Origin of the sequence: Streptomyces tardus (assembly GCF_018101125.2) — a bacterium.
In the GTDB taxonomy this organism is placed as follows: domain Bacteria; phylum Actinomycetota; class Actinomycetes; order Streptomycetales; family Streptomycetaceae; genus Streptomyces; species Streptomyces tardus.
Genome location: NZ_JAELVF020000001.1, coordinates 2,054,953 through 2,077,506, shown reverse-complemented (window position 1 = coordinate 2,077,506; position 22,554 = coordinate 2,054,953). Strand labels below are relative to the sequence as shown.

Annotated in this window: 17 protein-coding genes and 1 pseudogene; 11 read left to right on the top strand and 7 right to left on the bottom strand. The window is 72.4% G+C overall.

Features of this window, described 5'->3' with window-relative positions:
- Positions 1-133 precede the first annotated feature (133 nt).
- Positions 134-1,036, top strand: coding sequence for a zinc metalloprotease HtpX (gene htpX / locus JGS22_RS08940; RefSeq protein ID WP_216814905.1), 903 nt, complete (start codon positions 134-136; stop codon positions 1,034-1,036).
- On the opposite strand, the gene JGS22_RS08935 is transcribed toward htpX, so the two are convergent.
- The 6 genes and pseudogenes from JGS22_RS08935 to JGS22_RS08910 form a co-directional block, all read right to left on the bottom strand.
- Complete coding sequence (locus JGS22_RS08935; RefSeq protein ID WP_216814904.1) at positions 951-1,610, bottom strand: GNAT family N-acetyltransferase; 660 nt, start codon at positions 1,608-1,610, stop codon at positions 951-953. The genes htpX and JGS22_RS08935 overlap by 86 nt on opposite strands.
- A gap of 331 nt (positions 1,611-1,941) precedes the next feature.
- Positions 1,942-2,163 (bottom strand): hypothetical protein, encoded by a 222-nt coding sequence (locus JGS22_RS08930; RefSeq protein ID WP_211042624.1) that lies wholly within the window; start codon positions 2,161-2,163, stop codon positions 1,942-1,944.
- Positions 2,164-2,525: 362 nt separating this feature from the next.
- Positions 2,526-3,239 (bottom strand): GNAT family N-acetyltransferase, encoded by a 714-nt coding sequence (locus tag JGS22_RS08925; protein WP_211042623.1) that lies wholly within the window; start codon positions 3,237-3,239, stop codon positions 2,526-2,528.
- Positions 3,240-3,466: 227 nt separating this feature from the next.
- The gene (locus tag JGS22_RS08920; protein ID WP_211042622.1) at positions 3,467-4,627 is read right to left on the bottom strand and encodes a hypothetical protein; all 1,161 of its coding nucleotides are present in this window, start codon (positions 4,625-4,627) and stop codon (positions 3,467-3,469) included.
- Positions 4,628-5,459: 832 nt separating this feature from the next.
- A pseudogene (locus JGS22_RS08915) lies at positions 5,460-6,287 on the bottom strand (MerR family transcriptional regulator); the annotation flags it as partial.
- Positions 6,288-6,791: 504 nt separating this feature from the next.
- Complete coding sequence (locus tag JGS22_RS08910) at positions 6,792-8,567, bottom strand: SDR family oxidoreductase (protein WP_211042621.1); 1,776 nt, start codon at positions 8,565-8,567, stop codon at positions 6,792-6,794.
- Positions 8,568-9,046: 479 nt separating this feature from the next.
- On the opposite strand from JGS22_RS08910, the gene JGS22_RS26165 reads away from it, so the two are divergent.
- The 5 genes from JGS22_RS26165 to JGS22_RS08885 all read left to right on the top strand — a co-directional run bounded on the left by JGS22_RS26165 (position 9,047) and on the right by JGS22_RS08885 (position 14,006).
- Entirely contained in the window at positions 9,047-10,282 is a 1,236-nt protein-coding gene (locus tag JGS22_RS26165; protein ID WP_308405803.1) for an ABC transporter ATP-binding protein, read from the top strand.
- Positions 10,272-11,216 carry an ABC transporter permease gene (locus JGS22_RS08900; RefSeq protein WP_216814903.1) on the top strand — a complete coding sequence of 315 codons (945 nt, stop codon included), beginning with the start codon at positions 10,272-10,274 and terminating at the stop codon, positions 11,214-11,216. Before JGS22_RS26165 ends, JGS22_RS08900 begins: the two co-directional genes overlap by 11 nt.
- Before the next feature lie 136 nt (positions 11,217-11,352).
- Positions 11,353-12,270 carry an ABC transporter ATP-binding protein gene (locus tag JGS22_RS08895; protein WP_211042969.1) on the top strand — a complete coding sequence of 306 codons (918 nt, stop codon included), beginning with the start codon at positions 11,353-11,355 and terminating at the stop codon, positions 12,268-12,270.
- A gap of 41 nt (positions 12,271-12,311) precedes the next feature.
- Positions 12,312-13,034 (top strand): ABC transporter permease subunit, encoded by a 723-nt coding sequence (locus JGS22_RS08890; protein WP_211042967.1) that lies wholly within the window; start codon positions 12,312-12,314, stop codon positions 13,032-13,034.
- Between the two features lie 225 nt (positions 13,035-13,259).
- Positions 13,260-14,006, top strand: a complete 747-nt coding sequence (locus JGS22_RS08885) for an ATP nucleotide 3'-pyrophosphokinase (RefSeq protein WP_211042965.1) — start codon at positions 13,260-13,262, stop codon at positions 14,004-14,006.
- 238 nt (positions 14,007-14,244) lie between these two features.
- Here the strand turns inward: JGS22_RS08885 and JGS22_RS08880 are convergent, their stop codons facing one another.
- Positions 14,245-15,330: an Lrp/AsnC family transcriptional regulator gene (locus JGS22_RS08880; RefSeq protein ID WP_211042963.1), complete on the bottom strand. Its 1,086-nt coding sequence runs from the start codon at positions 15,328-15,330 to the stop codon at positions 14,245-14,247.
- 180 nt (positions 15,331-15,510) lie between these two features.
- Here JGS22_RS08880 and JGS22_RS08875 point away from each other — a divergent pair, with 180 nt between their 5' ends.
- The 5 genes from JGS22_RS08875 to JGS22_RS08855 all read left to right on the top strand — a co-directional run bounded on the left by JGS22_RS08875 (position 15,511) and on the right by JGS22_RS08855 (position 22,505).
- On the top strand, positions 15,511-16,392 hold the full coding sequence (locus JGS22_RS08875) for a polysaccharide deacetylase family protein (protein ID WP_216814902.1): 882 nt from the start codon (positions 15,511-15,513) through the stop codon (positions 16,390-16,392).
- Positions 16,393-16,423: 31 nt separating this feature from the next.
- The gene (locus JGS22_RS08870; RefSeq protein ID WP_211043535.1) at positions 16,424-17,734 is read left to right on the top strand and encodes an MFS transporter; all 1,311 of its coding nucleotides are present in this window, start codon (positions 16,424-16,426) and stop codon (positions 17,732-17,734) included.
- Entirely contained in the window at positions 17,734-18,612 is an 879-nt protein-coding gene (locus JGS22_RS08865; RefSeq protein ID WP_211043537.1) for an SDR family NAD(P)-dependent oxidoreductase, read from the top strand. The genes JGS22_RS08870 and JGS22_RS08865 overlap by 1 nt, the downstream gene beginning before the upstream one ends.
- A 156-nt stretch (positions 18,613-18,768) precedes the next feature.
- Positions 18,769-20,922, top strand: a complete 2,154-nt coding sequence (locus JGS22_RS08860; RefSeq protein WP_216814901.1) for a 2-dehydropantoate 2-reductase — start codon at positions 18,769-18,771, stop codon at positions 20,920-20,922.
- A gap of 155 nt (positions 20,923-21,077) precedes the next feature.
- Complete coding sequence (locus tag JGS22_RS08855; protein ID WP_372454208.1) at positions 21,078-22,505, top strand: dihydrolipoyl dehydrogenase family protein; 1,428 nt, start codon at positions 21,078-21,080, stop codon at positions 22,503-22,505.
- Positions 22,506-22,554: the final 49 nt, after the last annotated feature.

Below are 22,554 nucleotides of genomic sequence, written 5' to 3'. Positions count from 1 at the left end.
GCCGTATCGCGGCCGATGTGCTGTGTGCCGGTGCCGCGTTCCCGGCGCTGCAGGGTGCGTCTCCGGTGCGTACAGGCGGGCGGGTGCACCGGGTGCGGGCGCGTTACGCTCCAGAGGTGAAGGGGTGACGCAGATGGCACAGACCCGGTACGCGCCCGACCGAGGGCTGACCCGCCGCATGGTGTTCACGATGTTCCTCATCGGCCTGCTGTACGTGGCCTTCATGGGGGTCCTGATCGCGCTGCTGGGCAAGGCCTGGCCGCTGATCCTGCTGTTCACCGGCGGCATGTTCATCGCACAGTTCTGGTTCAGCGACCGGATCGCGGCGTACAGCATGGGCGCCCGCGAGGTCACCCCGGAGCAGGCACCCGAGCTGCACGGCGCCATCGACCGTCTGTGCGCGCTCGCGGACATGCCGAAGCCGCGAGTGGCCATCGCCGACAGCGACGTACCGAACGCGTTCGCCACCGGCCGCAACCAGAAGAAGGCACTGGTCTGCGCCACCACGGGACTGCTGCGCCGGCTGGAGCCCGAGGAGCTCGACGGCGTGCTGGCGCACGAGCTCTCCCACGTCGCGCACCGGGACGTCGCGGTGATGACCTTCGCGTCGTTCCTCGGAGTGCTCGCCGGATCGCTCACCCGGATGGCGTTGTGGAGCGGCATGATGCGCGGAGGCGGGCGGAACAACAACACCGCGATCCTGGCGCTGATCATTCCGCTGGTGAGCGTGGTGGTGTACGTGATCAGCTTCCTGCTCACCCGGCTGCTGTCCCGCTACCGCGAGCTGTCCGCCGACCGCGGCGCCGCCCTGCTGACCGGCCGCCCCTCCGCGCTCGCCGCGGCGCTGACGAAGATCACCGGGCAGATGTCGCAGATTCCGACCCGGGACCTGCGCCAGGCCGAGCCGTTCAACGCGTTCTTCTTCGCCCCCGCGGTCTCCGGCCAGTCCTTCAGCAAGCTCCTCTCCTCGCACCCCACGCTGGAGCAGCGGCTGGACCAGCTCTCCCGCATCTCCCGGGACCTGGGCCGCCCGTAGCCCGCGCCACCGGCGCCTGGCGGGGCGGGAGCCCGGCGGCCCTGCCGGTGCCGGCGGCGGAGCGGGCGTTCGCGGTGCCTGCCGAGGTGTCCGCGGGGACGAGCAGCAGAATCGCCGTGACGGTGGTCGCGCCCACCGGGGTCAGATCCGCGCCGAGTGCGGCGAGGGCCCGCTGCGCCGCCGTGTTGCCGGTGGTCGTACTGGCCACCACGTGCCGGAAACCCAGTGAGCGAGCCTCCTCCATCAGCCCCAGCAGCACCTTGTGGGCCATGCCGCGACCGCGCACCGAACGCCCCAGCCACACCCCGAGCTCCACCGAGCCCGGCTCGTCCGGCAACCGCTCCAGACGGGCGGCGCCGACGACCGTGTGCTCGTGCAGTATCGCGAACGTCACCTCCACCGGATCCGGTGCCAGCGCCCGTTCGCGGTGGAACTGCACAAACGCCTCGCGGCGCCGTCTCGTCCAACCCGGCGGCCCTCCGACCGGAGGCATCACCTCACCGGGGTCCGCGTCTCGTACGGCTGCCTCCTGCAACTCCTGCAGCAGCTCCTCGTTCAGCTGTCGTAGCTCCACGTGCCCCCCTCTGTGAGTCTCTGCTCTGCCGTTGGTATGTATCGACGTCGGTGTGCGGGTGTGCGGGTGTGCGTGCGGGTGGTTCGGGTGTGCGGGTGGTTCGGATGTGCGGTGTGCGGTGTGCGGTGTGCGGTGTGCGGTGTCCGGTGAGCGGCGGCTGGTCCGGGACGTCACCGGGGCCGGGCTCGATCAGCACGTGCCGGACGTGGGCCCGTGTGGCCCGTGGACCGACGCGTGGGGGCGGCAGTCCGGGGGGCGGCTCCGACGTCCACCCGGATGCGGTCGGCGGGCGGGCGGTTCTGATCAGCGTGTACGGCCGGTGGGGAGGCGGTCAGCCGTCCTCCTGCCGCAGTCGGGGCCCCGTGCCCGACGGGCCGGGCACGGCGTCGTACGAGTGGTGCGTGCCGCCGTGGGTGCCGTGCTCGTACCTGTCGCGCCTGTCGCGCTCGTACCTGTGGTGTCCGTACGCGTCGCCGGTCGGGGCCTCGGGCTGGAACGGCCCGGTGCGCAGGCTCCGGCGGTCGGCCGGGTGCAGTGGGTGCCGGGTCCTCATCCACTGAACGTTCGGTGTGTGCTGTGCATTTCCTGTACCTCCCCGCGGCCGACCCGCCCTTGGAGTTGTTCCGCGGCGCTTCTACCCGGTTCGCGGCAACCCAGTCCAGCCGGTTGGAGCGTCTCGGCGGTTGCGGACTCGTCGTGGACGCGGGAGGAGCCCGGCGCCGCACACCCGCCGTGGGCGGCGGCCGGGACTCCGGGTCGCGGGGCGGGCGTCCGAGGCGCGCGTCGGGCTGGGGCGCCCGGGCTGGGCGTCGGTTCCGGCAGGGTCGACCGGCACCGGGGAGCCGGGGCGTTCAGGAGTGCCCGCGTTCAGGAGTGCCCGCGCTCAGGGGTGACCGCGTTCAGGGGTGACCGCGTTCAGGAGTGCCCGTGAGCCACCGAGGGGGCCTGGTGCGTCCTCGTCCACTCCTCCCGGCTGATCGCGTACTCGACCTCACCGTGTTCGGAGCCCGGCAACGGATGGGGCCACTCCTGAAAGAAGGTGCGCACATGGCGCATCCCGACCTTCTCCATCACGCGGCGCGAACGAGCGTTGACCGACATCGTCTCGGCGACGACCGTTTCGGCGGCCGACGCGGTGAACGCCCTGCGCAGCAAGGCGGTTGAACCCTCGGTGGCGTAACCGTGACCCCAGGCAACCCGTCCGAGCCGGTAGCCGAGCTCCAGAACGGACGCATCGCCCCCGTTCACCGGCCGCAGCTCGAACCAGCCGATGAAGCGACCGCTCTGCGACTCCTCGGCCGCGAAGTAGGCCTGACCGCCCACGCAGTGGTGGTGGCGCATCAGGTGCGGAAGGGTGCGCTCCTCGATCGTCTGCGGAGTCGCGGGCTCCGCATCATCGAGGTAGCGCATGACCTCGGGGTCGGTGTGCAGCGCGAACAGCTCCTCCGCGTCCCGGAAAACGAAGGGACGCAGCCGCAGGCGCTCGGTTGTCAGAGCGGCGCACGCCGGAGCGGCGGACGCCGGAGCGGCGAGGGACGGAGCGGTGAACGGCGGCGCGGCGAGGGACGGAGCGGTGAGGGACGGAGCGGTGAACGTCGATGGTGCGGGGTGCGGTTGGTGCCGGTCCATCTGTCGATGGTGGTACGCACGTCGGCCGGACGCGAGCGAATTGCGGACGGTTGCGGCATCGCCGGGCGAGCGCGACCCTCCGCGGTCCTGCCCCCGGACCGAGGGAAGGAACGCGGGGAGGCGTCGGTGCGCGGGAGCACCGGGCGGGGACTGCCGGGCGGGCGACGAATGTCTTCACCGGCGGGCGTTCCCTCGCGATCGCTCCGGAACGCCCGCGACGGGGTCGGTCAGCTGCGTCGTTCGATCCGCGGGGTGTTGTCGCCCAGGTGTCCGACGGACCAGTAGCCGCCTGTGGTCCCCGGGACGGCGGCCAGCGCGCTCTGGGTGACGCTGCTCCCGGTGCCGGCGTCCGGTCCGCGCTCGCTGACCCATGCGCCGCTGCCGGAGCCGGCGGGCTCCCAACAGGCGTAGTGGGCGCTGGTCTGCTCCCAGAAGTCCCAACCACAGAGCAGCTCGGGGACGCCCTGGCCGTCCGCGGTGATCGCGGTCAGCGCGCCCGGGCTGAAGGGCTTGTCCGGCGAGGACCAGCCCGTGCCGTCGTAGCGGCTGAGCACAGGCGCGGGCGGTTTGCCGGGCGGCCCGCCGACTCCGTAAGCCCAGCCGATCAACCAGACGTCGTCGGGTGCGGTGGGCACCAGCCCGGTGATGCCGGAACGTATGGAGGGGGTGAAGTCGACCGGTGTCCAGCCGCCGTCCCAACGCACGACCGCTTCGGCGCCGTAGACCCAGACACTGCCGTCCAGCGCGCGGTTGAGACCGTGCAGGCTGGGGCTGACCCCGGCGGGGAGCGGGTCCGTCCACTGCCAGACGCTGCCGTTCCACCGCAGCAGTGCGGGCTCGCTGCCCTCGCCGCGCGAGCCGACAGCCCACGCCTCTCCGCCCGCCACCGCGAGCACGGCGTTGAGCCCGCCGCCCGGGCGGCCCTCGTCCGGGTACGGGGTGTGCTGCCAGGTGGTGCCGTCCCAGCCGAGCAACTGACCGCCACCGTCCGGGCCGTGGCTCACCGCCCAGGCGTTGTCGCCGCCGGCGGAACTGACCGAGCGTATGCCGCCGTTGCGCCCCAGATGGCCGGTGTCCGTCTCGGACCAGGAGGTGCCGTCCCAGACCAGCGCCAGCGGTGCCGCCGGATTGTCGCCCTCGTCTCTGAGCTGGGAACCGACCGCCCAAGCGCGGCTCGCGCTCTGCGCCGCCACCGACTCCAGGCGGGCGCTGCCCGAGGCCGGCGGCACTGCAACCTCCGTCCAACCGCTGCTCGTTGACGAGGCTGCTGACGAGCCGGTGGACGAACGGGCCTTTGCCTGAGCCGGGTTGGCCGCGACCGAGCCCAACGTCATCCCGGCGGCACCGGCAGCTCCCGCCACACCGGTGAGGAACTGACGTCTTCGCATGGTGGATCCCCCCTTGAACGCATACGGACGTGTACGCACTGAAGGTCTTACTCTGGTCGCGCTCCTGAGCTCTGTCTACGCTGCGAAGTGAGCGTTCCGGCGACTTCGGTGCCGGGGCTTCCCGCCTCTCGCCGCTCATGTCCCGGTGCGACGGACCCACTGCTCCCGCGGTTCAACTGCCGGACTCTCCGCCCTCGTTCGCGGGCACGTTCACTGCGGTGTCAGCCGGGGGTCTGCTGAGACGGTCGAGTGTGCGTGCCTGCACCTCGCGCTCGGCGGCAGCGGCGATGAACGCCGACAGGCGTTCCTCGGCTCCTGCCTCGTCGCCGCCAACCAGCTGCCGCACTGCGCCCACGGTCGCCTCCGGCAGCACGACGGACACGGCAGGCACGGCAGGAACGGCGGATCTGGCAGGCACGGCGGATCTGGTGGAGGCGGCGGGTGCGGCAGACAGGGCGGACACGGCGGGACCGGTGGGCACGGCGGGTTCCCCCGGCAGCCCGGAAGTCGCGCAAGCCTCCGCGGCCACGGCCTCCCCGCCGTCCTGCGTCCCGCGCTGCTGAGCTATCGGCTCGCCGACAGCTCCGACAGCTCCGACAGCTCCGGCAGCTCCGACAGCTCCGGCAGCTCCGGCAGCTCCGACAGCTCCGACAGTGGTCTCGGGTGCGCCGACGCCGCGGTGACCGGCGGCCGGCGCTGCCGAAGCCGACAGTGGGAAGGGGCGTGCCCCTGCCGTCGGTCGGGGAACGGGCTCGCCGGTGAGGGGGAGCGCCGACAGGTGCTGGCGCAGCTGCTCGGAGGCCAACTGGCTCATCGCTCGGGCCAGTTCCGCTTCGACGGTCTGCTGTGCCAAAGGGCGCAGCCGGCGTACGAGGTCGGCCGCTTCGGTGACCTCGTGATCCGACGGGGTGTGGTCGAGGTACCGGGCGAACACATGGGCGTTGGTGAGGTCCAGAAAACGCCCGGCGATGTGCTCGATCTGCCCGCGCAGCTCGCGCAGATGCCCGGTGACCGCGCCCAACGGCACGCCCGCCGCGTGCAGTTCCGTCGCGACGGCCAGCTCCTGAGGGCTGGGGACGTGGTAGACGCCGGCTTTTCCGGGCACCGGCATCAACACCCCCAGCTCGACGGCCTCGGCCAACGCCTCTTCGTCCAGCTCTCCTCCTTCCGCCTCCTCTCGCTCTCCGTCCGTCGACTCCTCACCGGAGGCATCGATGGCCCCAGACCGGCAGCCCCGCGGCCCTCCGTGCTCAGGCCCCCGCTCACTCGGCTCCCCGACAGGCCGCTTCGGGCGAGACTCCTCGCGCTCGGCCACGCCGAACCGGTCGGCAAGCTCAGCCCGGGTCACCACCGTCGGGGACTCGGCCGACCACGGCCCGTCCACTTCGGCCACCAGGCCCAGGACTCCGGCGAGCCCGACTCCTGAATCCCAAGCTCCCAGCAGCTCCTTGATGCTCGCCAGCGTGAACCCGCGCTCCAGCAGAGCGCTGATCCGGTGCAGCCGGGAGAGATGCGAGTCGTCGTAGACGTTCGCCCGGCCGCGCCGCTCCGGCTTCGGCAGCAACCCGCGGTCCTGGTAGGCGCGGATCGTGCGCACCGAGGTGCCACTGTGCTGGGCCAGACCCTCGATGCGGTACGGCGCACGGGAATCGGGGGACACGAGAACTCCTGGGCTAGGTCTTCCGTTTGGATCTTTGGCGGGTCAGGGGCGGAGTCGGATGCGGGCGCCGGGCGTCGCGAGCCCGGCGGAGGACCCGAACGACAGGGCCTGGGCGAGACCGGCGAGCGTCACCGGAGAAGAACCAACCCGACGACGTACGGCCGACTCCGCGCCGCCGACTGTGCGTCACCGACTCCGCGCCGCGACTCCGCGCCGCCGACTGCGTGCGCGGGACAGCGCGCCGCGGGGCCCGCAGCAGGCGGGACGCTCGCCGGAGGGGGTCGCTCGCCGGGACGGGCGGGCCCACAGCCTCGACCTCTACAGCTGCGTTCACGGCCGCTGCCCGGCCAACCACATGCGCCTCCACCCGCCCGTGCGTCCGCCGACCGTGCCTGCCCGGTCCGCCGAAGCCCGTCCGGCCGGTCCGCCCAGGCCTGCCTGCCCGCTCGTACGGCCGTCCGGAGACGCGGAGTTGGGGCCGTTGGCTGCCGGCTGGCCGGACGATCAGACCGGAGGCTTCAGTCTGGCCATCGCCCGGAGTGCGCGCGGGGAGAGGCGGGCGACCACTCGGGCCGCCCGGGCCTCCGGGGTGACCGGCACCACTGCCTCGTCCCGCACCACGGCTCGCAGGATGGCGGCGGCCACCTTCTCCGGCGGGTACCCGCGGCGGGCGTACAGCTTGGCCGCCTTCTCCTGGCGTCGCCGCTCCTCGCCCGGGTCGGCGCCGGCGAAGGTACTGGTACGGGTGATGTTGGTGTTCACCACGCCGGGGCAGATCGCCGAGACTCCGATACCCCTGCCGGCCAACTCCGCCCGCAGCGACTCGCTGAGCATCAGCACCGCAGCCTTGGAGGTGCCGTACGCACCGAGCGCCCGGGAGGGCAGATACGCCGCTGCCGAGGCGGTGTTGACGATGTGGCCGCCCTGCCCGCGCTCGACCATCTGACGGCCGAACAGCCGACAGCCGTGGATGACTCCCCACAGATTGACGTCCAGCACCTTCTTCCACTGCTCGGTGGTGGTGTCCAGGATGCCGCCGCCGAGGCCGACTCCCGCGTTGTTGACCAGGACGTCCACCACGCCGTACTCCGCCGCGACCCGGGCGGCCAGCTTCTCCATGGCCTGCTCGTCGGAGACGTCCACCACCTCGGACCACGCCTCGCTCGCACCCGCCGCACGCGCCTTCTCGGCGGTGCTCGCCGCGCCCCGCTCGTCGAGGTCGACCGCGACGACCCTTGCGCCGGCGGCGCCGAAGGCGAGCGCGGTGGCCGCTCCGATGCCGCTGGCCGCGCCGGTGACCAGCACCAGCTGCCCGGCGAACCGGTCCGCGTGCGGGCCGGCGGCGAGGACCTGCCGCTCCGACTTCCTGCCACCCTCCCGGGCGGCGGCGAACTCCGCGATCCACCCGGCGAGTTGGTCGGGACGGGTGCGTGGAACCCAGTGCTTGGCCGGCAGCGTGCGGCGGGTGAGCTCGGGCACCCACAGCTCCAGATCGTCGTAGAGCCGCGGCGAGAGAAAGGCGTCCTCGGTGGGCGTGATCAGCTGCACGGGGACGTGGGCGTACGCGTCGGTGCGCGGCCGGGCGAGGCGGGTGCGCACGTTGTCCCGGTAGAGCCAGGCGCCGTGCGCGGCATCGGTGGGCAGCGATTTGGTGGGGTAGTCGTCGGTGGGCAGCTTCTCCATCCGCTCCAGCAGCCGGGGCCACCAGCGCTTGCCCAACGGGCCCTTCCAGGCCAGCTCCGGCAGGGCCGGGGTGTGGAGGGCGTAGACGTACCAGGACTTGGCGGTCTGACCGAGGAGCTGGCCCGCGCGACGGGGAGTGGGCCGAGCGGCTCGCTTCTTGATCCAGTGCCCGAAGTGGTCGAGCGAGGGCCCGGAGATCGAGGTGAAGGAGGCGATCCGACCCTCGGTGCGGCGCACGGTGGCGAACTCCCAGCCCTGGACCGATCCCCAGTCGTGACCGACCAGATGCACCGGGTGGTCGGGGCTGACGGCGTCCACGACGGTGAGGAAGTCGTCGGTGAGCTTCTCCAGGGTGAACCCGCCGCGCAGCGGCACGGGCGCGGTGGAGGAGCCGCTGCCGCGCACGTCGTAGAGGACCACGTGGAAGCGGTCGGCGAGGCGCGGAGCCACCTCGCTCCAGACCTCCTTGGAGTCCGGATAGCCGTGCACCAGCATCACCGTGGGCAGGGCGGGGTCGCCCAGCTCCAGCACCGCCAGCTCCACGCCCTCCTCGGTGCGCAGCCGCCGACCGGTCGCACCTTCGAGTCCGCTTCCCATGCGCTTCCCTCCTGCCCGCCGCACAGCACGCGTCACCGACGGCACCGCAACGCCGAACGGACGCGCACCGGTCACGAGTTCGACACTATGCCAGTACCCGGCCGTTGACGTCCGCCCCTGCGTCGGCTTTCTTGGCGCCGCACGTCCGAACGCGGCGTGGCGCCCCAAACCGGCCACCGCAGCGAAGTTCACATCCGGAGCCGCTCCCGGCTCCCCATCCCTCCCGACTCGCCTCCCCTCCCCACCGCTCCCGCCACCCCGGGCTCGTCCAGAACCTCACACCCCACCCGTCCCGCCGCCCGCGCCCCCGGCGGTCAACTCCCCTGCCCCGTCGAGACTTTCGTCATGGAGGTCGGCGACCAACGGGCGTCCCGGAGGGGGTAACCCCTACAACCTGAGGCGGACTTGCGGCGCCGAGAAAGCCGACGCAGGGGCGGACGTCAACGGCCGGGTACTGGCATAGCGTCGAACTCGTGACAGTGATCGCGACGGAAAGCCTCAGCAAGCGGTACCCACGGGTGACCGCACTGGACCGGCTGAACCTCGGCATTGCGCCGGGGGTCACCGGTCTGGTCGGAGCCAACGGGGCCGGCAAATCCACTCTGATCAAGATTTTGCTGGGGCTGGCGCCCGCCACGGAGGGCAGCGCCAGTGTCCTCGGCATGGACGTACGGGTCGACGGAGCCCGTATCCGCGAGCGGGTCGGCTACATGCCGGAGCACGACTGCCTGCCACCCGACGTGTCGGCGACGGAGTTCGTCGTGCACATGGCCCGGATGTCGGGCCTGCCGCCCACCGCTGCCCGCGAGCGCACCGCGGACACCCTGCGGCACGTCGGTCTCTACGAGGAGCGCTACCGTCCCATCGGTGGCTACTCGACCGGTATGAAGCAGCGGGTCAAGCTCGCCCAGGCGCTGGTGCACGACCCCGACCTGGTCTTCCTCGACGAGCCCACCAACGGCCTCGACCCGGTCGGCCGCGACGACATGCTCGGGCTGATCCGGCGCGTCCACACCGACTTCGGCATCTCGGTGCTGGTGACCTCGCACCTCCTCGGCGAGTTGGAGCGCACCTGCGACCACGTCGTCATCATCGACGGCGGCAAACTGCTGCGGTCCTCCTCGACCGCCGACTTCACCCAGGCCACCGCGACTCTGGCGGTGGAGGTGACCGACTACGCCGAAACCCCCGCGACCGCCGGCAGCAACGAGACCCCCGCCAATGCCGAGCAGCCCGCGAATGCCGAGCACACCGCGAATGCCGAGCACACCGCGAATGCCGAGGCCCACGAGCACACCGCGAACTCCGAGCAGCCCGCCCGGCTCGACGGCGCCGCCGCGCTCCGCGAGGCGTTGACCGCGGCCGGCCTGCGGGTCGCGGCGCCCGGATCCGGCGAGCAGACCCTGCCCGGCGCGGGTCATCTGGTGATGGTCGACGCCGCCGATGAGAGCACGTACGACATCGTCCGCGACACGGTCGTCGAACTCGGCCTGGGGCTCGTACGGATGGAACAGCGACGGCACCGCATCGCCGAGGTCTTCCAGGACGATCCGCAATCCGCAACGGACCCCGCCGCAACCGACTCCGCCACGACGGACCCCGCCACAACCGACCCCGCCGCGACCGAGCCCACTGCCGGCCCGACCGCCGCCGGCCGGCTCACCGAGTCCGGCGGCCGGGACGACACGGAAGGAGGCGGCAGCCATGTCCGCTGACCCCACCCCCGGCGCGTCCGGCAGCACCGCCGCGACGGGTCCCGTCGCACCGCCGCGGACTCCCGCGGCGTCCATCCACAACATCGGCTACCGCAAGTACGACGGCGAACGCCTCGGGCGCGGCTACGCCATGCGCTCGCTCTTCGTGCAGTCGCTGCGCGGAGCGTACGGACTCGGCCGCTCGGCCAAGTCGAAGGTTTTGCCGATGGTCCTCTTCGGCGTGGTGCTGGCGCCCTCGCTGATCATGGTCGCGATCGCGGTGGCGACCGACGCCAAGGAACTGCCCGCGGAGTACACCGCCTACCCGTTGATCATGCTGCCGCTGATCGGGCTCTACGTCGCGGCGATGGCGCCGCAGTCGGTCTCCCGCGATCTGCGCTTCCGCACCACTCCGCTCTACTTCTCCCGCCCGATCGAGCGTACCGACTACGTGATCGCCAAGTACTCGGCGATGTCGGTGGCGTTGCTGATCTTCGTCGGTACGCCGATGCTCGTGATGTACGTGGGCGGGCTGCTGGCCAAACTGGGCTTCGTCGACCAGACCAAGGGCTTCGCGCTCGGTCTCGTGATGGCGCTGGTCTTCTCGGTGCTGCACGCCGGTATCGGCCTGCTCGTGGCTGCCGTCACGCCCCGTCGCGGCTTCGGTGTCGCGGCGATCATCGGGGTGCTGACCATCCCCTACTTCGCCACCACCATCATGCAGTTCATCGTCTACGACGAGGGTTCGCGCGAGGCCGTCAGCTGGCTCGGCCTGGCTTCGCCGGGCACGCTGATGGACGGTTTCCAGTCGAAGTTCCTGGACGGCAGCACCGACTTCCCGGGCTCCATCGTGCCGTCGAACACGGCGGGCATCTGCTACCTGCTGGTGATCGCCGCGGTGATCGCGGGCTCGTACCTGCTGCTGAACGCCCGCTACCGGAAGGCCGGACTGTGAACCACCGGCCCGACCCCCGCACCAGCGGCCCGCGTTGCCGCACGAGCCCTACGGCTTTCCGTACGCACCGCCCGCGTTGCCGCACGAGCCCTACGGCTTTCCGCACGATTCGCCCGGCAGCCAGGATGGAGACCCCGTGAGCACGATCGACATCGAGCACGCTTCCCGCTGGTTCGGGAACGTCGTCGCCGTCAACGACGTCAGTGTCCGGATCGGCCCGGGCGTCACCGGGCTGCTGGGACCCAACGGTGCCGGCAAGTCGACCCTCATCAACATGATGGGCGGCTTCCTCGCCCCTTCCGTCGGCACCGTCACCCTGGACGGCGAGCAGATCTGGCGCAACGAGTCGATCTACCGGCGGATGGGCATCGTCCCCGAGCGGGAGGCGATGTACGACTTCCTCACCGGCCGCGAGTTCGTCCTCGCCAACGCCGAGCTGCACGGACTGGACGACCCCGGCGCGGCCGGCGCCCGTGCGCTGGCCACGGTGGAGATGGAGTACGCGGCCGACCGGCAGATCTCCACGTACAGCAAGGGCATGCGCCAGCGCGTCAAGATGGCGTCGGCGCTGGTGCACGAGCCCTCGGTGCTGCTGCTGGACGAGCCGTTCAACGGGATGGACCCGCGCCAGCGCATGCAACTCATGGAGCTGCTGCGGCAGATGGGCGCCGCCGGGCGGACCGTGCTGTTCTCCTCGCACATTCTGGAGGAGGTCGAGCAGCTCGCCGCCCACATCGAGGTGATCGTCGCCGGCCGGCACGCGGCCAGCGGCGACTTCCGGCGCATCCGCCGGCTGATGACGGACCGTCCGCACCGTTACCTCATCCGCTCCACCGACGACCGCGCGCTCGCCGCGGCGCTGATCGCCGACGACTCGACCGCCGGCATCGAACTCGACTGGAGCGAGAAGGCGTTGCGCGTCCAGGCCATCGACTTCGGCCGCTTCACCAGGGAACTCCCGCGGATCGCCCGCAGCCACGACATCCGGCTGCTCACGGTGTCCCCCTCGGACGAGTCCCTGGAGTCCGTCTTCTCCTACCTCGTCTCGGCCTGAGCGACGGACTGGTCCGTCCCGGCCTCACAAGGAGCCATGCCATGTACGACCCCACGGTCGCCCGGCTCACCTACCGGGCGCTGCTCGGCCGACGCCGTGCTCTCATCCTCATGGTGCTGCCCGCACTGCTGCTGCTCATCGCGACGCTGGTGCGTGTCTTCGACGCGTCGAGCGACGACGTCGCGACCCAGCTGCTGAGCGGTTTCGCCCTCGCCACGCTGGTGCCGCTGATCGGCGTGATCGCCGGTACGGGCGCCATCGGTCCGGAGATCGACGACGGGTCGATCGTCTATCTGCTGTCCAAGCCGCTGAAGCGGTCGACCATCATCTGCACCAAGCTCTTCGTCGCGATCGGGGTGACGCTGCTCTTCTCCGCGCTGCCCGTGCTGTTGGCCGGATTCATCCTGGTCGGGGCCAGCCAGCAGATCGCCGTCGCCTTCGCGATCGCGGCCGTGGTCGCCTCGATCGCGTACTGCGCGCTGTTCCTGCTGCTCGGCACGGTCAGCCGGAACGCTGTCGTCATCGGCCTCGTGTACGCGCTGGTGTGGGAGGCGCTGTTCGGCTCGCTCGTGCCGGGCGCCCGTACGCTCAGCGTCCAGCAGTGGGCGCTCGCGCTGGCCGAGAAGGTCACCGGCAGCGGGGTGGACGTCAGCTCCGCGGTGTCGCTGCCCACGGCCGCCGTGCTGCTGGTGGTGGTGACGGTCGGCGGCACCTGGTTCGCCGTGGACCGGCTGCGGGTGCTCAAGCTCGCCGGCGAGGAGTAGCCGTACGGGTGCGCCCGGGCCCGGAGCGGAGTTCCGGACGCCGCGGCGGGGCCCGTCGGGATCCGGAGTGCGGGAGGGGCGCGGTGAGTCGATCGCCGCGCCCCTCCCGCACTCTCGTGCCCCCTTGCGCGTTCGGGTGCTCGCCGCGCGGGGCCGTGACGGGTGGGGGTGGTGCGGCGTTATGGCGGCGTCGATCCACCGAACCCAGCGAGGGGAACCCACCCGATGTCGTTGCAGCTCCGCGCGCCGCGTGCCGTCACCGGCGCCGTACTGGCCACCGCGCTCGCCGCGGCCGTCGCCGTACCGGCCGCCGCCACCGCAGCACCGAAGGACTCCGGCTGGCAGAAGGACGGCCTGCGCCTGAACGCCCAGGAGAACAGGGCCGTCGACGCGTTCCTGGACCGTGCGAAGGACGCCGAGAAGGAGATCAGCGCCCAGGTGCGCACGGTCGCCTCCTGGAGCGACGCCGAACTCGTCGGCTTCGACAAGCGGTTGAAGACCGAGGACTCGCTCAAGCGCAAGATCGCCACCTGGCTGCGGGCGGACCCGGAGCAGAGCGTGCACGACGCACTCGGCGACATCAACGACTCGATCCGGTACACCTTCCAGTGGCCCGACGAGGCGTACACCGGTGGCGCGGAGACGGCCGCCCGCATGCTCACCGACTACGGCCACACCAACGTGCGGTGGAGCAACACCTGGAAGAACCGCGCCAGTTACAAGGCCATCAACACCGCCTGGGCCGACGCCCGGACCAAGCACAAGTTCGAGATCCAGCTGCACACCCCCGCGAGCCGCCAGGCGGCCACCGACACCCACCCGCTCTACGAGGAGCAGCGCCTGCCGGACACCCCGCCGAAGCGGGTGGAGGAGCTCGCCAGGCAGCAGGGCGAGATCTTCGCCGCGGTCCCGGTGCCCGAGGGTGCGGCCGAACTGACCGCCCCCGCCGCACGCGTCCCCGCGGGCGGCTGACCCGGGCAGAGTCCCGCCCCGCGTCGGCGGTCACGCCCTCGGCGCCCCGCCGCCCGTACCCGCCGCCCGTACCCGCCGCCTCCGCGGCCGGTACGGGCGTGCGTGCGCAACGGGTGGTGCGCACGCCCGGCGGGCCGCCCCGGCCGGTCGGATGCATACGTCACGGCATGCATACGCCACGGGCTGGGTGCGCCCACGCCCCAGCGGGCCCCGCCTGCGCCCAGCCCGTACCGCGGCTTCAGCGGGTGGGGGCGACGCCTCCGGCGGACGGGGTCGGCCCCGGCGGAACGTCGTCCTCGTACCAGGGGTCGATGGGGGCGCTGGAGAGCCGCCGGCCGAGGTCGTCCAGAATCCAGCCCTGCCGCTTGACGGTGCGCATCACCATGGCGTGGTCGGCCCGTTCGAAGGCGGGGCACGCGACCGCGACACGTTCCTCGAGGTCCAGCGCGGCGTCCAGGGAGTGCAGCCAGCAGCTGAGGAAGACGTTGGTGGAGCCGCTGGTGGTGGTCAACAGGCGTACCTGAGGCAGCCGTCCGAGCTGTTCGCAGGCGCGCCGCCAGTCCGCCGAGGGGACGCTGCCCCACATCAGCGAGGTCACCGGCCAGCCGGTGACGTGCTGCGCGACCTCGCAGCGGAACGACACGGCCCCCTCGCGTTCGAGGCGGTGCAGGCGCCGACGGGCGGCGGTCTCGTTGGTGCCGGTCAGTCGGGCGAGATCGGCGATGTTGCGCCGGGCGTCCGGGGCCAGCGCCAGCAGCAGCGCGCGGTCGGCGTCGCTCAGACGGGGCATGGGCGCGGCGCCCGCCTCTCCCGCGTACCGCTGCAGGGCCTGCTGCTGCGCGCGCGAGAGGGCGTCCAGGCGCCAGGCACTGCCCGCGGTCAGGATGCGGGTGGTGATCTGGGTCTCCACCCGCAGCACCCCGGGGATGCGACTGACCTGGTCGAGGACGAAGCGGGAGAGGCCGGGGAGGTCGCGGGTCACCGCGTTGACGTGGATGTCCGGCCCGCTGGCGAGCTCCATCACCGACTTCGTCCGCGGGTCGCGGGCGAGCGAGAGTGCGACCTCGGAACGCAGCGCCGGCTCGCAGTTCACACTGATGAACGCGTTGCACAGGGAGCGCCAGAGTTCGGGCGAACCGGTGGCCGTGACCCAGGCGACCCCGGCGTCGGTGATACGGCTCCAGCGCCGCGCCACCGTCACCGGGCTCAGCTCCAGCACCGCGCCCACGGTCGCCCACGGCGCGCGGGGAGCGATTTGCAGGGCGTGCGCGAGCGCCAGGTCGGTTTCGTCCAGCTCGACCGGCGTTCTGACGGAATCCTTCATCCGGGCCGGCCCCCTGACGGTTCCCAACGATTTGGCGGTTGTCCGATTGTGCTCGCCACGATGGAGCACCACACGACGACCTCGCAACTGCGGGCCCCGAGCGGTCCCGTCGAGGTGCTCGTCGGAACAACCGGGAGCACGATCCGAGGCAGCGACTCGGCGGAGAGGAAACGGTGCACCATGCCTCAGCAGGATGCGCAGCAGCCGTGGGAGTGGAGCGAGACAACCTGGCGCGGCCACGTCGAACACGTGCGCGCCGGCCGTTCCCTCGCCCCCGGGAGCTGGCCCGGCGGCGCGCGGTGCGCGGTGGCGGTGTCGTTCGACTCCGACCACGAGACGCCCGCCCTGAGGGACGCCGACACCAGCCCCGCGAAGATGGCCCAGGGCGAGTACGGCGCCCGCGTCGCGGTGCCGCGCATTCTGCGGCTGCTGGAGCACCACGGGGTGCCCGCCAGTTTCTTCGTCCCCGCCGTCTGCGCGCTGCTGCGCCCCGAGGAGGCCCGCTCCTGCGTCGCGGCGGGCCACGAAGTGGCGCTGCACGGCTGGATCCACGAGCGCAACACCGCCCTCTCCGAGGACGAGGAGCGCACGCTCCAGTACCGCGCCGCGGAGGTGCTGGAGAGCGTCACCGGCACCGCCCCCGCCGGCATCCGTACGCCCTCCTGGGACTTCTCCGCCCACACGCTGGCGATCACGCGCGAGATGGGTCTGCGCTACGACTCCTCGCTCATGGCCGACGACGAGCCGTACGAGCTGCTGGAGCGCGGCGAACCCACGGGCGTCGTGGAGCTCCCGGTGGAGTGGATCCGCGATGACGCGCCGTACTTCATGATGGAACGCTTCGCTTCGTTGCGTCCGTACACGCCACCGCGCAGTGTGCTGGGCATCTGGCGGGACGAGTTCGACGCCGCGTACGAACAGGGCGGTGTTTTCCAGCTGACCCTGCATCCGCACATCATCGGGCACCGTTCACGACTGCTGGTGCTGGACGAGTTGCTGACGCACATCTCCGAGCGCGGCAAGGTGTGGTTCACGACCCATCGCGAACTGGCGGACCACTGAACTCCCCTCCCCGGAACCAGGAGCAGACTTCGTGAGCACCGAACTCTCCACCTCCCAGGACCCACCCGGCGACAGCCACCGGCTCTCGCCGCGCCAGCGCAAGGCGATCATCGCCGGCACCATCGGCAACACGGTCGAATGGGTCGACTGGGCGCTGTACTCGATCTTCGCGGCCGTCATCGCGGACGTCTTCTTTCCGAAGTCCGAGGGTGCGGTCGGCCTGCTGGCCACCCTCGCCGTCTTCGCGGTCGGCTTCGTGATGCGCCCGGTGGGCGCGGCCGTGCTGGGCGCGTACGCCGACCGGGTCGGCCGCAAGAAGGGCCTCACGCTCACCATCGGTCTGATGGCCGGCTCGGGCTTCGTCATCGCGTTCACTCCGAGCTACGAGGCGATCGGTGTTCTCGCGCCGCTGGTCCTGCTGCTGGCCAGGCTGGTGCAGGGCTTCTCGGCCGGCGGTGAGTTCGGGTCCTCCTCCGCCTTCCTGGTGGAGTCGGCAGCGCGCGGCCGTCGTGCCTTCGCCGGCTCCTGGCAGCAGGTCTCGGTGGCCGGCGGTGTCCTGATCGCCTCGTTGCTGGGCACCCTCAGCACCTCGCTGCTCAGCGAGGACGCCCTGCACTCCTGGGGGTGGCGGGCGGCCTTCGTCGTCGGCGGTCTGCTCGGACTGGTCGGCCTGTGGCTGCGGGTGTCGGTGGAGGACACGGAGTCCTTCCAGCAGACCCAGAGCGCCGGACGGGCCCGCTCGAACCCGGTGAAGGCGATGTTCGTCGAGCACCCCGTCGCCGCGCTGCGGGTCGCCGGCATCACCATCGCCGGCACCCTGACGTACTACATCTGGGTCAACTACCTGCCCACGTACGCCAATCTGACCACCGGCATCCCGCTGGAGACCGCGCTGCTCTCGCAGACCTTCTGTCTGGTCATCTTCGTGATCCTGCTGCCGTTCGTCGGGCTGCTCTCCGACAAGGTGGGCCGGAAGCCGACCATGGCGGGCTTCGCCCTCGGCTTCGTGGTGCTGGCCTGGCCGATGCTGCACCTGCTCAACGACAGCTTCCTCTCGCTCTTCCTCGTGCAGCTCACCGGAATGCTGCTGATCCTCGGCTACTCCGCGAACTGCGCCGTGATCATGGCCGAGCAGTTCCCGCCGGAGGTACGGGCGACCGGTATCGCCCTGCCGTACGCGCTGGCGGTCGCGCTCTTCGGTGGTACGGCGCCGTACTTCACCACCTGGCTCAGCGACTCCGGTCACGCCGATCTGCTGTGGCTCTACGTCTCGGGCGCGGCTCTGGCATCGCTGCTGGTCTACCTGACCATGCCGGAGACGAAGGACAAGGAGTTCTCCTGATGAGCGTCCACCCGCACCGAACTCCCGACTCCCCCGGGGCCTTCGAGGCAGCGGGCGCCCCCGCCACGGCGGGCGCGGTCCTGATCACCGGTGCCGCGAGCGGCATCGGCCGGGCCGTCGCCGAACGGTACGCGGAGCAGGGCCGGCACCGGCTGGAACTGGTCGACGCGGACGGTGACCGGCTCGCCGCGGTGGCCCAGGAGCTGGACGCCCGCCACCAGTGCCTCGATCTGACGGACGCGGGCGCCCCGGCCGCGGCGGTCCGCCGGGCCGGGGCCGCCGGACCGGTGGAGATCCTGGTCAACGCGGCGGGCGTCTACCCCTCGCTGGAGATGGCCGGGGTCACCGCCGACCAGTGGGACCGGCTGTTCGCGCTCAACGTCCGTGCCCCCGTACTCGCGACGGCCGAACTCGCCCGCCTCGCCCGTACGGCCGGGCGGTCCGCCTCGGTGGTGAACATCTCCTCCGGTGCCGCGCTGCGCTCCCGGCCCGGTGGCGGGCCGTACGCCGCGTCCAAGGCTGCGCTGGAGATGGCCACCCGCGCCGCCGCGCTGGAGCTCGGGCCGTACGGCATCCGCGTCAACGCCGTCAGCCCCGGTTTCGTCCGGGTGGACAGCGACTGCAACCCGGTGACGGAGGAGTACACGGCCGCCGTCACGCCCAACCCGCTCGGCCGGCCCGGCACTCCGCAGGACGTCGCCCGGGCCGTGCACTGGATCGCCGGGCCGGAGGCGTCCTGGGTGACCGGCGAGATCCTGCGGGTCGACGGCGGCAGCAGCACCGGGGCGCCCGGCCTGCCCCGCCTCTGGCCCCCGCCCGACGAACCCGACGGACCCGACGGACGCGTCGGACCCGACGGACGCGACGGACGCGACTGACGCGCGTGCGGCGAACCCGACGGGCCGCCGCCCGAGCGACCGACCGGCCCGGCCGGCCCGACCGGACCGCTCCCCACCCCCCCCAACCGACCGACGTACCACCCCTACCCGCGCGGCGAACGAGCCGTTCACCCGCGCACGGAGGCACCGCGAATCATGAGCGTCCCCGAACAGACCGGCTACACCGTGGTGGGAGGCGGGGCCATCGGCGGCACCCTGGCCCACAGCCTCATCGCGGCCGGACACCCCGTCACCCTCGTCGACACCGACGCCGAGCACGTCGCGCAGGTGCGTGCACACGGTCTGACCGTGCTGCGCGGGCAGGAGCGCGAGACCGTCGCACCCCGGGCGGTCACCACCCCCGAGCAGTACGCGGGCCCACCGCTGGGGCGGGTGCTGCTGGCGGTCAAGGCGCAGGCCACCGAGGCCGCGATGGACTGGATCGCGCCACGGCTGGCGGAGGACGGCTGCGTGGTGTCGGTTCAGAACGGGTTCAACGAGGACCTGATCGCCTCGTACGTCGGTGTCGGTCGTACGGTCGCCGCCTTCGTCAACATCTTCGCGGACCTCGCCGAGCCGGGGGTGATCCGCTACGGCGGTCCCGGCGCCCTGGTCCTCGGCGAGGTCGGCGGCGCGCCCGTCTCACCGCGGGTCCGCTCGATCGTGGCCGATCTCCGGGCGTGGGGCCCGGCCCTGGCGAGCGACAACGTGGAGGGCTATCTGTGGGCGAAGGCCGGGTTCGGCGCGATGCTCTCGGCCACCGCCCTCGCGGACGCGCCGATGGCCGATCTCATCGACCGGCACCGTCCGGCGATGTACGCGCTGGTGCGGGAGATCTTCGCGGTGGCCGACGCATCGGGCGTACGACGCGAGTCCTTCGACGCCTTCGACGCCGTCGCGATGGGGCCGCAGTCCTCTCCCGCCGTCCGCGAAGCCGCCTGCGACGAACTCGTACGCTGGCTGCGCGGGCAGCCCAAGGACCGCAGCGGCATCTGGCGCGATCTCGCCGTCCGGCGCCGCCCGGTCGAGGTGACCACGCACTACGGGTCCGTGCTGGCCGGCGCCGAACAGGCGGGGCTGGAGGCACCTGTGCTGCGGGCGGTGCTGGAGGGTCTGCGCGCACTGGAGCGCGACCCGGCCGGCATGTCCGAGCAGCTCCTGGACGAACTCGACCGCCTCGCCGCCGACCTCGCCGCCTACACCTCCGTCGAGAGCGCCAGCGACGACCTGGACGCGCTCCGCACCTGCCTGGAGCATCTGCGCGGCTGGCTGGACCGCTCGCTGGGCGCACCCGCACAGGAGGAGCGCCGCGAACGTCCCGGCGCCGCCGACGTGTTGATACGCCGCTACGCCGGCACCGGCGCGCTGCGCGACGCCCCGCCGGTGCTGCTCCTCGCCCACTACGACACCGTCTGGCCGACCGGCACGCTGGAGCAGTGGCCGTTCGGCCGGGACGGCGACCGGATCGTCGGCCCGGGGGTCTTCGACATGAAGGCCGGCCTGGTGCAGGTGGTGTGGGCGCTCCGGGCGCTGCACGCGCTCGGCCTGCCCGCGCCACCCTGCACCCTGCTGCTCAACGGCGACGAGGAGACCGGAAGCGCCGCCTCTCAGGCGGTGATCGAGGCGGAGGCGCGGGCGGCACGCGCGGTGCTGGTCTTCGAGGCGAGCGCCGACGGCGGCGCGCTGAAGACCACCCGAAAGGGCGTCGGCCTCTTCACCCTGACCGTGGAGGGCGTCGAGGCCCACGCGGGGCTCGACCCGGCCGACGGGGCGAGCGCGGTGCTGGAGGCGGCCCACCGGATCATCGCGCTGGACCGCCTGCAGGACCTCAGCCTCGGCACCTCGGTCAACGTCGGTGTGGTCGCGGGCGGCACCCGGAGCAACGTCACCGCCGGGCACTTCCGGGCCGAGCTGGACATACGGGTGGCCACCGGCGAGGAGCGCGACCGGATCTCCCGCGCGCTGGCCGAGATCGCCCCGCTCGACGCGCGCACCACGGTGCGCCTCACCGGTGGCTGGAACCGGCCGGTCTTCGAGCGGACCCCCGGCGTAGCCCGTCTGTACGAACTGGCGCGCGCCTGTGCCCGTCCGCTCGGTGTGGACCTGCGCGAGACGGCGGTGGGCGGTGCCAGCGACGGGAACTTCGCCCTCGCCACGGGTACGCCGGTGCTGGACGGACTGGGCGCGATCGGCGGCGGGGCGCACGCGCGCAGCGAGCACGTGTCGGCGGCCGGGATGGTCGAACGCTCCGCGCTGGCCGCCGGAGTCCTCGCAGCCTTCGCCGCGGACCGCCCGGCCGAGGCGGCCTGAACCTCCCCGACGGCGTACGGGCGCGTACGGGCGCGTACGGGCCCGGCGGAGCAGCGGGAGCAGGCGGGGCAGGTCCGGGCGCCGTCGCGGGGAGGTTCTGGACGCCACCCGGCTCGCCGGTTGTGGCACGGCGCACAGCCCGCATCATGGACGGCATGGACCTCTTTGACGTGATCGTGCTCGGCGCGGGTCCGGTCGGCGAGAACCTCGTCGACCGGGCCCGCGCCGCTGGCTTGTCCGCCGCCGTCGTGGAGAGCGAACTGGCCGGCGGCGAGTGCTCCTACTGGGCGTGCATGCCCAGCAAGGCGCTGCTGCGTCCGGCGGCGGCGCTGGACGAGGCCCGGCAGGTGCCCGGTGTCGCCGGCGCCGTGACCGGCTCGCTCGACGTGTCGGCCGTGCTCGCCACCCGCGACTCCTTCGCCGCGCAGTGGGACGACTCCGGGCAGGTCGACTGGATCGACTCCACCGGCGCCGAGTTCGTACGCGGCCACGGGCGCCTCGACGGGCCGCGCCGGGTCGTGGTCGAGACGCCCGAGGGCGTGCGGCGCACCCTCACCGCCCGACACGCGGTGGCGGTCTGCACCGGCAGCGCCGCGGCGCTGCCGGACCTGCCCGGGATCGACGGTGCCGAGCCGTGGACCAACCGCCGCGGCACCTCCGCCGAGCAGGTGCCCGGCCGTCTCGCCGTGGTGGGCGGCGGCCCCGTCGGCGTCGAACTCGCCACCGCCTGGCAGTCGCTCGGCTCCGAGGTCACGATGCTGGTGCGCGACGACGGGCTGCTCTCGCGGATGGAGCCGTTCGTCGGTGAGGAGGTCCACCGCGCCCTGTCCGATGCCGGCACCGAGGTGCGGCTGGGCGTTTCGGTGACGGAGGTGCGCCGCCCGCAGCCGGACGGCGAGATGACCCTGACCCTCGACGACGGGGGCCGACTCGTCTGCGACGAGGTGCTGTTCGCGACCGGGCGCAGGCCTCGTACCGACGACATCGGGCTGGAGACCGTCGACCTGCAGCCGGGCGGCTGGCTGGAGACCGACGACACCCTCCGGGTCGGCGAGGTCTCCGGGGGCTGGCTGTACGCGGTGGGCGACGTCAACCACCGTGCGCTCCTGACCCACCAGGGCAAGTACCAGGCCCGGATCGCCGCCGCCGCGATCGTCGCCCGCGCCCAGGGCGTACCGCTGCTGGAGGACGACCGCTGGGGCGCCCACGCGGCCACCGCCGACCACGACGCCGTACCGCAGGTGGTCTTCTCCCATCCCGAGGCGGCGTCCGTCGGGCTCACCGCGCGGGAGGCCGAGCAGCGCGGCGTCAACGCGCGCGCCGTCGACTTCGACCTGGGCAGCGTCGCCGGTGCGGCCGTGCACGCGGACGGCTATCGCGGGCGGGCGCGGATGATCGTGGACGAGGACCGGCAGGTGGTGGTCGGCGTGACCTTCGTCGGGCCGGGCGTCGCGGAGCTGCTGCACGCCGCTTCGATCGCGGTCGCCGCGGAGGTGCCGATCGAGCGCCTGTGGCACGCGGTACCGGCGTTCCCGACGATGAGCGAGATCTGGCTGCGGCTGCTGGAGACCTACCGAGGCTGACCGCCCGGCCGTGCGCACCGCCCCGGACGGCGCGTACACCTGCGGGAAC

Coding starts and splice junctions, on each gene's coding strand:
- htpX (WP_216814905.1), top strand. CDS start 134: ATGGCACAGACCCGGTACGCGCCCGACCGAGGGCTGACCCGCCGCATG.
- JGS22_RS08930 (WP_211042624.1), bottom strand. CDS start 2,163: ATGAGGACCCGGCACCCACTGCACCCGGCCGACCGCCGGAGCCTGCGC.
- JGS22_RS08925 (WP_211042623.1), bottom strand. CDS start 3,239: ATGGACCGGCACCAACCGCACCCCGCACCATCGACGTTCACCGCTCCG.
- JGS22_RS08920 (WP_211042622.1), bottom strand. CDS start 4,627: ATGCGAAGACGTCAGTTCCTCACCGGTGTGGCGGGAGCTGCCGGTGCC.
- JGS22_RS08910 (WP_211042621.1), bottom strand. CDS start 8,567: ATGGGAAGCGGACTCGAAGGTGCGACCGGTCGGCGGCTGCGCACCGAG.
- JGS22_RS08900 (WP_216814903.1), top strand. CDS start 10,272: ATGTCCGCTGACCCCACCCCCGGCGCGTCCGGCAGCACCGCCGCGACG.
- JGS22_RS08890 (WP_211042967.1), top strand. CDS start 12,312: ATGTACGACCCCACGGTCGCCCGGCTCACCTACCGGGCGCTGCTCGGC.
- JGS22_RS08885 (WP_211042965.1), top strand. CDS start 13,260: ATGTCGTTGCAGCTCCGCGCGCCGCGTGCCGTCACCGGCGCCGTACTG.
- JGS22_RS08880 (WP_211042963.1), bottom strand. CDS start 15,330: ATGAAGGATTCCGTCAGAACGCCGGTCGAGCTGGACGAAACCGACCTG.
- JGS22_RS08875 (WP_216814902.1), top strand. CDS start 15,511: ATGCCTCAGCAGGATGCGCAGCAGCCGTGGGAGTGGAGCGAGACAACC.
- JGS22_RS08865 (WP_211043537.1), top strand. CDS start 17,734: ATGAGCGTCCACCCGCACCGAACTCCCGACTCCCCCGGGGCCTTCGAG.
- JGS22_RS08860 (WP_216814901.1), top strand. CDS start 18,769: ATGAGCGTCCCCGAACAGACCGGCTACACCGTGGTGGGAGGCGGGGCC.
- JGS22_RS08855 (WP_372454208.1), top strand. CDS start 21,078: ATGGACCTCTTTGACGTGATCGTGCTCGGCGCGGGTCCGGTCGGCGAG.